This is a genomic window from Streptomyces sp. IMTB 2501, from assembly GCF_001953885.1.
Taxonomy (GTDB): domain Bacteria; phylum Actinomycetota; class Actinomycetes; order Streptomycetales; family Streptomycetaceae; genus Streptomyces.
On the sequence record NZ_MQUS01000069.1, the window covers coordinates 1 to 11,761 of the forward strand.

Consider the following 11,761-nt stretch of genomic DNA (forward strand, 5'->3'; position numbering starts at 1 on the left):
ACAGCCGTCCCCCGATCGGTGGCCAGGCTGAAGAAGCTCACTGACCTGTATTTCTACCGGGTCGCCGATCCCTTTCTCATGACTTTCACTGAAACCGACATACCGGCTAAAGCGGCCTCCATCCCGTCCTCGTTCGTGGGCACCGGGCGGCCGGCTCCTGCACGAGTGGCGAGCGCTGCGCCGGAGCTAGGGCCTGTCTGACAGGTCGGTAACGAGATGGGTTGCCGATCGTTCAGTGCCATGTGGGGCGGGGTGACCTGACCGATGCTGAATGGGATGGGCTGGAGCCGCACTTGCCGAAGAACGCCGGTCGAGGCGGACGGTGGAAGGACCACCGGCAGGTCATCAATGGGATCTTGTTCCGCATACGGACCGGCATCCCTTGGCCGGACCTTCCAAGGAGGTTCGGCAGCTGGCAGACCTGTTACGACCGACATCGCCGCTGGTCAGCGGACGGCACATGGGAGAGGATCTTCCGGAGCATCCAGGCCGACGTCGACGCGGGAGGCAGCATCGACTGGTCCATGGTGAGTGTGGACTCCACCGTGTGCCGTGCTCACCAGCACGCGGCCGGCGCACGCAAGCAGGCGCCACGAAAGGCCGGCAAGCGCATCCGGACAGTCCAGCACCGTCCAGACGAAGCCCTCGGCCGTTCGCGAGGCGGGCTGACGACGAAAATCCATCTGGCCGGTGAGGGCGGGCTGCGGCCGTTGGCCCTGCTGGTCACGCCAGGGCAGTGGGGCGATTGCCCACAGATGATCCCGGTCCTGGAACGCATTCGTGTGCCCCGGCCGGCGGGCGGCCATCCCCGCACCCGGCCCGATCACCTCAGCGGCGACAAAGCCTACTCATCACGCCGCAACCGCCGGTACCTGCGGCGTCGACAGATCAAGCACACCATCCCCGAACGCCGTGACCAGCAAGCCCACCGCCAACGCCGTGGCAGCCACGGCGGCAGGCCCGCCGGCTTTGACCCAGCGCGCTACGCCCGCAGAAACGAAGTCGAGCGGCTGATCAACCGGTTGAAGATCAACCGAGCCGTGGCAACACGCTTCGACAAGAGGGCATACGTCTTTCACGGCACCGTGACCGTTGCTGCCGTACGCCTCTGGCTCCGTCCGTGACTCCCGAAGTCTCCAGTGGCTGAAAGACGCCGTCGCCACCCGGATTTAGGACAGCAGGTGTCCGCCATCGTGCCTACCTTGGCGTCCAACACCGCAGGGCAAGCGCGAAATGAGAGTGGCCATGGCAGAGATCGTTCTGGTTCCCGGGTTCTGGCTCGGAGCGTGGGCATGGGAAGAAGTGACACCGGAGCTGAGGGCAGCGGGACATGACGTCTACCCACTCACGCTGACCGGCCTGGGCGACCGGGCAGCCGAGGCCACCCCCGATGTGGACGTCTACACACACGTAGATGACATCGTCCGTCTCATCGACGACAACGATCTGAGGGATGTAGTGCTGGTCGGGCACAGCGGAGCAAACCTGCCGGTTACGGGTGCCGCAGACCGGATCCCGGAGCGGATCGCACGGATCGTATATGTGGACGCCGGCCCATTGCCCGCCGGCATGGCTGTGATCGACTTCAATAAGCCCCAGACGCAGGAGGAGTGGCGCAAGCAGGTCGCTGAACAGGGGGACGGCTGGCAGCTGCCAGTACCGCCGTTCGACCCGGCAGCGGACCCGGACAACTTGGCAGGAATCACCAACGAACAACTCGCGCGCATAGTCAAGTTGGCCACACCTCAGCCATTCGCGACCGCCACTCGCCCCCTGAACCGGCCTACGGTGCCGCCGGACGCGCACTGCTCGGTGATCGCCTCAACGTTCACTCCCGAACAGGTGCACATGCTGGCCGACACCGGCAACCCAGTCTTCGAACCGATGGCCGCAATGGACCTGCGCCACCTGCCAACCGGGCACTGGCCGATGTTCTCCCGGCCGATCGAACTGGCGTCGCTGCTGGACGAGATCGCTCGCTGACCAGGGCTACGCTCGCTAGGAGCTCGCCTTGAGCCTTCCGAGTAGCCGCGCGACGCAAGGAACACCAGGCCGTCCGCACGACCCAACGGACACTGCCTAGCACCCGCCGACAGGGTGAGGGACCATCCCCGCGGGCGTGGGGACGACCTGGCGGTTGCCCTTCGCGGTGACCGAGGATCGCGACTTCCTCGAAATCCTCGCCTGAGTTGGTCTGATGTGCAGTGGCGGTCGTCTTCCAGGACGACCGAGGATCGCAACGGCCCCTGGGGGGACGTTCAGCCGTGGACGTCACATTGGCGGTCATCCTTCGGGGCGACCGAGGATCGCAATGCGACGGGCAGGCGCAGAGCATCGGTGAATCCGGCGTCCCTGGTAGCCGCCATCGGCGATGAAGGGGGCTTGCCGGCAGGCTGGGCTGACGGTCAATTGGTGCCCGTCAGCCCTGTGATACCCAGCCCTTGATCTCCTCGGCGACCAGTCGTACGTCCAGTCCGTCTCGGGCGATCCGCTCGGCGAGGTCCCCGGCGTCCTTGTAGTCGACTGTCACTACGGCACCGGACACGGTCAGGTATGAGGCGGCGCAGATGGCGCCGAACAGTTCGTTGGCGTGTTCCAGTGCCGGGACGCGGATGAGCTGGTGCATGAGTGCGGCTGCCCGGTGATGCGGCTTTGGGTACACGTACCGGTCCATCACCTTGTCGGTGTGGCGGGCCACTGCGGCCTGGAGGCTGCCGAAGTCGATCACGTCTGGGTCGCCGGGCAGGTTGCGGTGGGCGACGTCCAGCAGCCATGCCCGGTCGATAGCGAGGATCACGCAGCTTGCCCGTTCGTCTCGTCCTTGGCGGGGGCTGGGTGTCCGAACCGCTCGGCGAAGTGGGGTCCCCATTCCTGCGCGAAGTGCGTGGCGGCGCCGAGGAAGCGGTGCCGTAGGTCGTTGCCCTCGTCGGCAAGGACTTGGCGGGCGTAGTCGGGCACGTCCATGCCGGCCGCCTTGGCGCGTTCCTCGATTGTGGCGTATACGTCGTCGTCTACGCGGACGTTGATCTGTTTCTTCGCCATGAGACAAGCGTAGCTGTTTGTACGGGCCGCTACACGCGATTGGGCACAGGTCCGTTCGCGGAAGGCTGCCGCGGCGCAGGCTCGTGCCGAAGCGGCGGCCGCTCAGCTCCAGGACACCGTCCTGGCCGCGCCGGTGGTCCTGGTCGTGCTGCCCGCGTCCTGCCCAGCCTCCGCCACTCCGGCCCCGGAGCTGGCCGACGTCGTCGGCGACCAGGAGCTGGTCCTCGAGGACCTGATCCGTGAGTAGGTGGTGGACTGGACCAGGCTCGCCCGCCGCATGCCAGACGTCAGCGCCACCCCGTACGACACCCAGGACGGTGCCTACTCCAACCTCCATGACCTGCGCGCCCACTGCCGGTACTGCACAGCCGCGTGGGCATCCAACTCATCCAAGGGGAGGGGCTGTCGTGACTAACCAACGGGACCGGGACGACTACTCCGATGCAGTGGAGGGGAACCACTCTGGGACGTGGTCATCAGGCAGGGCGGCGATCCTGGTGACCTCGGTCAGAAGGTCTTTCTCAGAGCCAGCCACCAGCGCCTTGGCGCTTTCGAGTATTCGAGCGAACGTAGCTGAGCCAAGCGGTGCGGAGAAGCTCTCATGAAGCACATATGACGCGTGCTCCAGCCCGTCATGACGGTGGATGACACGCAAGTCAATATCGAGCGTCATCTCTTCACGGCCTGTGCGGTCTGCGCCGCCGTTGGGGATGCGGGCGTTCATCAGCCACCACACCCACACGCGACTCGGGTCTCCCGGCGATTGGTAGAGCATGTGGCGCATCAGCGACCACGCCGACCGTTCCTGAAAGGAGTTCACGTGTGAGGGATGTGCGTTCTCCCACTGCTGGAGGTTGCCTCCCAGCATGCCGTCGATCAGTGTCTGTACCTCGAGGTCGAAGGCGGCCAGATCGGTAGCGAGTTCCTCGAGGCGCTGGCGTTCCTCCTGTGCGGCTCGCAGTGTCTGCCTTGTCGGATCAGTTAGCGAGGCGAGGCGCTTGCGGAGCACCTCTGCATCGGCATCCGATGCGATCTCCGGGGGTTCAGCCATGCAATTTCGCAGCTCCTCCGCGAAGTGAGCCATGGATGGCCGCTTGTCGGGAGCGAGTCGTGTGCAGCGGCGGATGAGCAGGTCCAGAGCGTCGACCCAGGGATAGACGGTCCACGACCGGAGACTGTAAGCGGGATCAGGGTGGTACTCGCCCGGCAGAGGATAGTTCTGCCCGGACAGGAGCGTCCAGAGCGTCTTGGCCAACGACCAGAAATCCGCCGCAGAGCCGTCGGCCGTATCAGCGTTCTCGAGCATCTCTGGGGCATGGAAGTTTGCTGGCCCAATCTTTCTCGCGGGAACGGTGACGTTGTCTTTTCCGGGGAATGAGACGAGACCGAAGTCGCCGATTTCCCACTTGCCGTCTCGCTGGAAGAGGTTGTCCGGCTTGATGTCCCGGTGGGATATGCTGGTCCCGGCCAGCCGGGGCCAGCGTCTCGGCGTAGGAGGCCACGGCGTCGAGAATGACCTCGACTGCCGGGTCCTCGCCCAGGGCGGTCTTCAGTGGAGTGGCTAGCGGCATTACGTACCAGGACATGTCTTCGAAGCGATCGCTCAGATCATGATCGACCAAGGGCATAATGCCGGGCCCCGCGTAGCTGATCAGGAATCGTACTTCGTCGGCGAAGCGGGCGTGTCGGTCGCGCTGCGGCTGCTTCTCAAGGCCGAAAAGCTTGGCCACGTACCGGTTTCGATCCCCCTCCCTCGTGACCTCCCAAACGGTGCCATTCCCGCCGCGGCCGACTCTGCTGCGACCAATCAGCCTCCAAGAGCCGAGGCGAGCCTTCTCTCTCGGACGCCATGGCCGTCCCTCCACCAAACCCATCTGTACCCCCTTCTTCCGATGAAACCGCTCGGACATTGTCCTCGGCGTCGGAGCTGCGTACGAACCTCCGAACGAAGGTGGCTGCGGTGGCCAGAGTTCGGTTTCGGATTGTCGCCCTCGACCGAGCTCGGCGCCGACGCGCTGCGCCTGGTCGACTGGGTGCCCTGGCGCAGTGCCCGCTCCGAGGGCGTTCCTCGCTTACGGGTTGCGTTAGCGGTCGTGGAGGATTTCGACGATGTCGGCCCAGACGCTGTCGGCCTGCTGGGGCAGGTGGTGGCCGGCGTGGTCGACCAGCCGCTTCGCTGCGGTTCCTTCGAGATGGCTATAGCGTGGAAAGGGAAGCGGCTCCCTCGGGTGGGAGGGATGGCATGGTCAAAAAGCGCTTGGTCGTGTGCTGCGACGGGACGTGGGACAAGGCGGACCAGTCGTGCCGAACCAATGTCTCTAAGGTGGCGCTGGCAATCCGGCCCCGGGATTCGGAAGGCATGGAGCAGCGGGTTTACTACCACAGGGGAGTCGGCACCCACTGGTGGGACAAGTGGCGGGGTGGGGCGTTCGGGCTGGGGCTGTCGCAGAATGTGGTCGACGCGTACCGGTTCCTCGTGGACAACTACGAGCCGTCGGATGAGTTGTACCTGTTCGGGTTCAGCCGGGGTGCGTTCACCGCGCGGAGCGTGGCAGGGCTGGTCCGCAACTGTGGGGTGCTGCGGCGGGAGGACGCGGGCCGACTCACGGAGGCCTGGGATCTGTACCGCGACCGGGTGGAGGGGCCGAACGGGGTCGCGTCCACGCTGTTCCGGCGGGCGTACGCGCACGAGCCGCGGATCAGGTTCATCGGGGTGTGGGACACGGTGGGGTCGCTCGGGATCCCCTGGCTGGGCGGGCGTGGGATGAACCCGCTGCTGCACCTGCTCAACAGACGCTCGCAGTTTCACGATCCCAAGCTCAGCAGCCGGGTCGACGGCGCGTTCCAGGCGCTGGCCATCGACGAGGAACGCCCGCCCTACAAACCGACGCTGTGGGAACAACAGCCCTGGGCCCACGACCAAGAGCTGAAGCAGGTGTGGTTCAGCGGCTCGCACGGCGACATCGGCGGCGGCTACCCGGACACGTCGCTCTCCGACCTGGCCCTGCTGTGGATGATCCGCCAGGCCGAACGGTACGAGCTGGAGTTCGACCCCTCGGTGCTCAGCAACGCCGGGCCGGAGCGGATGACCCCGGCCGAGAGCGTGGACTTCCGGGTGCACCCCAACCCACTGGGCGACCTGCACAATTCGCGGACTGGCCTATACGTCCTGCTACCGGCGTACCACAGGCCCATCGACCACCACGACCCGCACGGGTTCGAAGCCCTGGCGGATTCCGCGAAGCTCCGCTACGACCTGGACAGCCGCTACGACCCGAACCAGCTCGCCGCGTACCTCAGAGATCCGGGGAAGGTGCACATCGAGCCGGTGCCTGGAGTCCGCCCGGACACGATGTAATGAGTGTTGCCTGTCACCAACTGGGGACCGTGATCAGGGGACGTCGCCTTGAGAGGGGCGGGGCGGTCGGATTCGAACCGACGTCCTCCGAGATGATGTCGCGGCGCACTACCTCTGTGCTACGACCCCGCCTTGCTGATGATCATAGGCCCACGCGCGCGCCCGCACGCTGCGGCCAGGTCATGCTGGACGACCGTCTGCAACCGGTCGAACGACTTCGTCTGGGGGTCGGAGAAGAAGCACTCCAGTGTCAGCCCGGGCGTGTGTCGCAGGTGTGAGGCGACCTTGAGCGTGATCTCCGCGGACGCTGGCTCACCGTTCTCGTAGCGGCCCTTGCCTGCGTAGCCGTCGAGGTAGACCACGCGCTTGTTGTACGACTGTGTGCCGGTCAACCCGCCGGAGTGCGGCAGATAGCGCTTGAGTAGATCGTGCTTGAACACGCTGGGCCGCGCCTTGTCCGCCCAGTAGCACCCACCCGTACCCGACGGCATCGCCACCCCCACCATCCGGCTGTATCCGTCTGATCACAGAAGGTGAAGCGCAATTCGACAGTCAGACAAGACCGATGGATGGGGCGCTTGGGCAGCATGCGGACGAGCGTGTCGCGGGCCTGCCGCTGGGTGAGCGCGGTGAAGGGTGGCGCGTGGTTGGCGCTTGGGGTGAAGGAATTCTCTTGCACGAAGCCTGCTTGGAGTTGCGGCGTGGTTCTCCGGCGTTGCCGCCGGGAAACCTGTGCTACGCCCCGTGCCGGCGATCTCGTGCGGCGTAGTCCGCGAGCGCGCGGTCGAAGTCCTCGCGCGTGAAGTCCTGCCACAACGTGGAAGTGAAGTACAGCTCGCAGTCCGCGGTCTGCCAGGGCATGAATCCCGACAGGCGGTGTTCACCCGAGGTGCGTACGAGGAGGTCGACGGGCGGTTGTCCAGAGGTGGACAGCCGGGACTCGATGTCCTGCTCGGTGAGACGACCGGGGGTGATGCCGTCGGTTAGGCAGGCGCGCATCGCGCGCAGGAGGTCTTGTCGGCCGTTGTAGGCGGCGCCGATGTTCATCGTCATGCCGTCGATGTCGGCTGTCTCCCGTGCGGCGGCGCGCAGTTGGTCGGACAGGTACCTGGGAAGCATGTCGAGGTCGCCGATCGGGCGGATACGCGCCAAGCGCGTGGCGGCCACCAGACCTACGGTCTCAGTGGTCTGACGGAGGATCATTTCCAATTCATCAGGGTCCCTCTTGGCGAGGTTGTCCGGAGAGCTGGACCACCCCGACAGCACCTCGATTCCTGCTTCCTGACACCACCGCACCAGGGCGAGGACCCTGTCCGTGCTGCGTTCTACAGCCCGCGCCAAGGGGAGGCCGTGGGCGCGCGCCCACCGCCGGTTACCGTCCGGGAGGACAGCGATGTGCCTGGGTACCGGCTGGGGCGAGTCCCCAACAGAGATGGGCAGTTCGTGAGCCGGACGGGACGGTGTAACCACGGGTTCCCTCCTGAGCCTGCCCTCGACATTGGACGGCAGTCAGCCCGCCTAGTCGGCGGACTTCCAGTGCTGGTGGTAGCGCGGCAACCGCTTCGTCATGAAGAGACTCCCGCTGTACGTCAGGTGCATGTCTGTGCACATCTGCGCGAGATCTTCCCGGCGGGAGAGGGCCTGCCGGGTGTGGTGGTATCGCTCGCGGATGCTGTGATGCAGCCCCACGCAGGCGTCGAGCGCCTGCTGCGGTGTGTGTCCGGTGAGCTGCTGAGCGAGGGTGATCGCGTTGGTCGAGTCACCTTTCTGCGACATTTCCCGGGGGGCGCCGAGGATGTCGTTGGCCAGCCGTATCAGGTACGCGCACAGGCGGAGGAACTCCTGTGCCTCTGGCGCATCCAGCAGCGGGCCGTAGGCGCGGCGGGCGCCGGCTGCGGCGAACTCCATCGACATCCGCGCGCCGTCGCAGCTGTACTGGTACTCCAGGTAAGCATCGAGTGAGGTGAGGGAGCGAGAGGGTGTGCGGACGGCGCCTGCCACAGTTGCGGCAGCACGCGCGATCCGCTGCGCGGAGGTCGCCGGTAGGACGGCGAGGGCGTGCTCCAGCTCGCGGGCGACCGCCTTGTCCAAGGCTGCGGCTGCGGCAGTGTCGCCCCGGTCAAACCGGTCATCGCGGACGACAGAGAGCACGCAGAACGGGACCCAGCCGCACAACTCCTCCCTGCCTACGAGCGGCCACACGCAAGAGAAGAACAGGCCGAGGTCCGCTCCGGTCAGCATCTGACGCTCGGAGGGTTCCAGGTGTGGGCAGGTGGCAACCGTCTCTTCGATGACCCGGACGACGGACGCATGGTGGGGGTTGACCCGTGTCTCCTCCTCGTCGGGCAAGTCGGGGTAGCGCATCCCGTGCGGGCCTGGAGAACCGGGCGCAGGGGGCATCACTTCTGCCTCCACAAGCAGTCCGCAGTGACGGCGCCGAGTGCCTTGCGGCCGGCGGGCGGAAGCCCCGCGGCAGCGATTGCCTGCTCGGTTTCTCGGGCCACGGCAGCGATGGTGTCCTCCACCTGGGCCACCGCACCGCTTTTGCGGAACAGATCGAGGACCTCCTGTGCCGTGGCGTCATCGTCGCGGCCGGAGGTGTACAGCTCCAGCAAGCGGGCGCGGCTATCACCATCCAGGAGTTGCAGGGCGGTGCAGGCCAGCAAGGTCGGCTTTCCGTCGCGCAGGTCGTCCCGGTCGGATTTCCCAGTGGTGCTCGGGTCACCGAACATCCCCAGCAGGTCGTCGCGGAACTGGAAGGCGGCAAACGTACGGATCAGTGGTGTATCCAGTGCGTCGGCGATCTTCTGCCCACCCGGGGCGCGTACGGCGCCGGCGGTGAAGGAGAAGTTGCACATGCCGGACTTGCGCATGGCGATCAGCCATGCGGTGTCGGGGGTGAAGGTGGTGGTGGCCTGGGCGTGCAGCTCGGTGACCTCCCCGCCGAAAGCGGTGTACATGGCGCGGGAGAAACATGCCAGGGAGGACTGGGCGCCGGCTGGGGCAAGGCCGGTGAAGGAACGGGCCAGGACCTCGTAGGACCAGCCGAAGACGACCTGTCCGAGAGACAGGGCGGTGGCCGTGCCGAAGTGGGCTGATGGCCCGCGCCAGGCGTTGTCGGCGTGCAGAGAGGCAGTGGCCTGGTGCAAGGAGGGCCGACCGCGGCGCAGGGGGGAGAGATCGACGATGTCGTCGAGGAGCAGACAGGCGGCCTTGAACAACTCGACCGCAGCGCAGGCGTCGAAGATGCTCTCGTCATCCTCGTCGCCGCCGGCGCACAGCCATCCGGCGTGGCACAGGCGGCCGGCCAGGAGTTTGCCACTGGTGCACAGGGCGGCGGCGTGGTCGATGAGGGGCCGGTCCGCGTCGGTTGCGGTCTCGGCGGCCAGGCGTGCGAGGTGTGCGTGGAGCCGTTCGTTGATGCTGGCCCGAACGGAGTCGGGGGCCGTCATGAGGCGGAGGGCTGGTAGTCGGCGAGGAGGAACAGGTAGTTCATCTTCACCGGGGTGGACTGGTAGGCGGCGAGGAACGGTTCTTCGACACCAGTCTTGTGTGCGGAGGCGCTGCGCAGTTCCCAGTAGGGGATGGCCTGGCGGGTGAGGTCGTGGATCTGGCGGGGGATGAGGTGGTGGGCGACCATGGCACGGATCAGGTTCTTGCGGGTGTAGATCCTGGTCCGGTAGTGCCTGTCGATCGCTGCGACTTCCTCGCTGGCCTGGCCGGCATCGTCGTGGGCGAGCCAGGTGGCGATGGCGAACAGGCCGCCGGGCTTGAGGAGACGGGCGGCCTCGGCACACACGCCGTCGTTGTCGTCGACGTGCTCGGCCGCCTCGTTGATCACGACCGCGTCGTAGGCGTGCTCGAGGCGCCCCGTGGCGGTCATGTTGCCCAGGTGGAAGGTGACCGCGTCGGCGCAGCCCCGTCCGGCGGCGGCCTGCCGGGCACAGTCGAGACGATAGGGGGAGAAGTCGACCCCCTCGACGCGGCAACCGAAGCGTTCATGAGCCATGATCGAGGTGCCTCCCCGGCCGCAGCCGCTGTCGAGGAGCACAGCGTTGGCCGGAAGGTCGCCGAGGATGTCGAGGAAGCGGCCGACCTGCTCGTTCTCGATCCGGTGGAGTTCGGCGAGGACGGCGTCTTCGCGCTTGTCGGGCGCGGTGTCCAAGACTGTGCCGTCGAAGTCGGTGACGGCGAAGTGGGAGTGGACGTACGCGTCGATCTCCGGCATCAGGTTCAGCCGGTCGGTGCGCTTGTTGTCCCAGTACGTGAAGACCTTCTCTTCCCAGGCGCTGTTCACGGGCGGGGGCTGGGTCACATCCACTCCTTGATACGCGGGTGGGTACGGGCGACGGCCCAGGTCGATCCGATCCAGGCGCCGTCGGTCTCGCCGGGGGCTGCTGTGAGGTGGTCCAGGTCGCCGGCGGTGATCCAGCGCAGTTCGCCGATCTCACTGGGGTCAGGGACCGGGTCGGCGTCGATGCAGCCCACGAGGACGTGGTTGTACTCGGTGTCGACCTGACCGGAGGCAGGATCAGGGATCCAGTAGGTACAGGGCCCCGCCTGCCTGAGGGCTTCGGGATGGACACCGAGCTCCTCATGGATGCGGCGCCTCGCGGTGACCAGCAGGTCCTCGCCGGGAACGGCGTGTCCGCAGCACGAGGGGCCCCAGATACCGGGATAGCGGATCTTGGTGTGGGCACGGCGCTGCAGGAGGATGTCACCCGCGGAATTGATCAGGAAGGCAGAGAAGGCCCGGTGGAGTCGCCCGGGCCTGGTGTGGGCTTCTTCAACGGTGGTCTCACCGATCGAGCTGCCATTGGTGTCCACCAGGTCTACGAGGTTGCGCTCACGCGCCTGCTGCCGTTGAACATCGGTCAAGGCTGATCGCGTCGGCAAGAGTCCCCCACAGTTTTGTGGCTGGCCCGGACCACCGGTGGCCCTTGTCGAAAAGGGAGCGGCCCACGACCCGTACACACTTCAACCTGACCCGCACATGCCCGCACCGGCTATCCCTCTCACCAGGGCGCACGGGACAGCCGGATGCGGCGCATATGTTCACGGCGCATTCCGCGCGCTGGCCCACGCGCTGTGGCGTGTGGCATCGGGACGAATGACGGGCGGGTCACCTCGCCGACAGCGGGCCCGCGGCGAGGGCGTGACTGGGCGCTACCCGGACGCCGTACGCCCGGCGTCGGGCGGGGGAGTGCGACGGTCCCCGCCCAGGCACTCGTGCCTCCTCCGTCAACCTGGCACGGAACCCACCTCTGTTGGATCAGCTTCAACACGCTGATTCGACAGGGAAGGCCTGCCACTTTGCTGTGATTCCGGGGTTCGTAGTTGGTGTGGTGTGGGTGGCTTGAA

Annotated in this window: 13 protein-coding genes; 4 read left to right on the forward strand and 9 right to left on the reverse strand. The window is 66.4% G+C overall.

Going from position 1 to position 11,761, the window contains the following annotated elements; genetic code table 11:
• The 3 genes from AV521_RS50235 to AV521_RS45820 all read left to right on the forward strand — a co-directional run.
• Positions 1 to 201, forward strand: a 201-nt coding sequence (locus tag AV521_RS50235) for a hypothetical protein (RefSeq protein WP_218639424.1), incomplete at its 5' end; no start/stop codon positions are given.
• Between the two features lie 41 nt (positions 202 to 242).
• Positions 243 to 1,124 carry an IS5 family transposase gene (locus AV521_RS45815; protein WP_076097888.1) on the forward strand — a complete coding sequence of 294 codons (882 nt, stop codon included), beginning with the start codon at positions 243 to 245 and terminating at the stop codon, positions 1,122 to 1,124.
• 121 nt (positions 1,125 to 1,245) lie between these two features.
• Positions 1,246 to 1,983, forward strand: coding sequence for an alpha/beta fold hydrolase (locus AV521_RS45820; protein WP_076097889.1), 738 nt, complete (start codon positions 1,246 to 1,248; stop codon positions 1,981 to 1,983).
• A 436-nt stretch (positions 1,984 to 2,419) separates the two neighbouring features.
• Here the strand turns inward: AV521_RS45820 and AV521_RS45825 are convergent, their stop codons facing one another.
• From AV521_RS45825 to AV521_RS45835, 3 genes are all read right to left on the reverse strand, one after another.
• A complete protein-coding gene (locus AV521_RS45825; RefSeq protein ID WP_076097890.1) occupies positions 2,420 to 2,797 on the reverse strand; it encodes a fic family toxin-antitoxin system, toxin component in 378 nt (125 codons plus the stop codon).
• Complete coding sequence (locus tag AV521_RS45830) at positions 2,794 to 3,042, reverse strand: ribbon-helix-helix protein, CopG family (RefSeq protein WP_076097891.1); 249 nt, start codon at positions 3,040 to 3,042, stop codon at positions 2,794 to 2,796. Before AV521_RS45830 ends, AV521_RS45825 begins: the two co-directional genes overlap by 4 nt.
• 433 nt (positions 3,043 to 3,475) lie before the next feature.
• Positions 3,476 to 4,513, reverse strand: coding sequence for a protein kinase (locus tag AV521_RS45835; protein WP_079249756.1), 1,038 nt, complete (start codon positions 4,511 to 4,513; stop codon positions 3,476 to 3,478).
• A 771-nt stretch (positions 4,514 to 5,284) separates the two neighbouring features.
• On the opposite strand from AV521_RS45835, the gene AV521_RS45840 reads away from it, so the two are divergent.
• The gene (locus AV521_RS45840; RefSeq protein ID WP_076097893.1) at positions 5,285 to 6,400 is read left to right on the forward strand and encodes a DUF2235 domain-containing protein; all 1,116 of its coding nucleotides are present in this window, start codon (positions 5,285 to 5,287) and stop codon (positions 6,398 to 6,400) included.
• Positions 6,401 to 6,519: 119 nt separating this feature from the next.
• On the opposite strand, the gene AV521_RS45850 is transcribed toward AV521_RS45840, so the two are convergent.
• From AV521_RS45850 to idi, 6 genes are all read right to left on the reverse strand, one after another.
• Entirely contained in the window at positions 6,520 to 6,891 is a 372-nt protein-coding gene (locus tag AV521_RS45850) for a hypothetical protein (protein ID WP_143658778.1), read from the reverse strand.
• A 244-nt stretch (positions 6,892 to 7,135) separates the two neighbouring features.
• Complete coding sequence (gene uppS, locus AV521_RS45855) at positions 7,136 to 7,870, reverse strand: polyprenyl diphosphate synthase (protein WP_076097895.1); 735 nt, start codon at positions 7,868 to 7,870, stop codon at positions 7,136 to 7,138.
• Between the two features lie 48 nt (positions 7,871 to 7,918).
• Positions 7,919 to 8,764, reverse strand: coding sequence for a terpene synthase family protein (locus AV521_RS45860; RefSeq protein WP_076097896.1), 846 nt, complete (start codon positions 8,762 to 8,764; stop codon positions 7,919 to 7,921).
• 35 nt (positions 8,765 to 8,799) lie between these two features.
• Positions 8,800 to 9,852 (reverse strand): polyprenyl synthetase family protein, encoded by a 1,053-nt coding sequence (locus tag AV521_RS45865; protein ID WP_076097897.1) that lies wholly within the window; start codon positions 9,850 to 9,852, stop codon positions 8,800 to 8,802.
• Complete coding sequence (locus AV521_RS45870; RefSeq protein WP_079249758.1) at positions 9,849 to 10,715, reverse strand: cyclopropane-fatty-acyl-phospholipid synthase family protein; 867 nt, start codon at positions 10,713 to 10,715, stop codon at positions 9,849 to 9,851. The genes AV521_RS45865 and AV521_RS45870 overlap by 4 nt, the downstream gene beginning before the upstream one ends.
• The gene (idi, locus tag AV521_RS45875; protein ID WP_179023906.1) at positions 10,712 to 11,278 is read right to left on the reverse strand and encodes an isopentenyl-diphosphate Delta-isomerase; all 567 of its coding nucleotides are present in this window, start codon (positions 11,276 to 11,278) and stop codon (positions 10,712 to 10,714) included. The genes AV521_RS45870 and idi overlap by 4 nt, the downstream gene beginning before the upstream one ends.
• Positions 11,279 to 11,761: the final 483 nt, after the last annotated feature.